1 protein-coding gene is annotated in these 453 nt (G+C 60.5%); it reads right to left on the reverse strand.

Annotated elements, in window-relative coordinates:
• Positions 1-33: 33 nt before the first annotated feature.
• The coding region (locus QSJ47_RS08300) for a precorrin-8X methylmutase (protein ID WP_285603021.1) at positions 34-453 on the reverse strand (420 nt) is incomplete at its 5' end.

Below are 453 nucleotides of genomic sequence, written 5' to 3' on the forward strand. Positions count from 1 at the left end.
GTTTACCCTTGGAATTTTCGAAAAGAGCCGCGCTCACAGACCTGCCCTCGCAACGGCGTTGACGGCAGCGGCCGTCATGGCCGATCCACCCATACGTCCCTTGACGATGGCATAGGGAATGCCTAGCAAACTAGCCTCCAGCGCATCCTTCGATTCCGCCGCACCGACAAAACCGACCGGCATGCCGATAATGGCAGCTGGACGTGGAGCGCCCTTTTCAAGCATCTCCAGAAGATAGAACAGCGCTGTCGGCGCGTTGCCGATAGCAACGAGAGCACCGTCCAGCTTTTCCGCCCAGAGATCGAGTGCGGCGGCGGAACGGGTATTGCCAATCGTTTTCGCAAGCTCAGGGGTGCGCGGATCGCGAAGGGTGCAGATCACGTCATTATTGGCCGGAAGGCGGGCGCGGGTCACGCCGTGGGCGACCATTTCCGCATCGCACAGAACGGGCTT

The sequence above is a fragment of the Helicobacter sp. NHP22-001 genome, assembly GCF_030270165.1.
Taxonomy (GTDB): domain Bacteria; phylum Campylobacterota; class Campylobacteria; order Campylobacterales; family Helicobacteraceae; genus Helicobacter; species Helicobacter gastrofelis.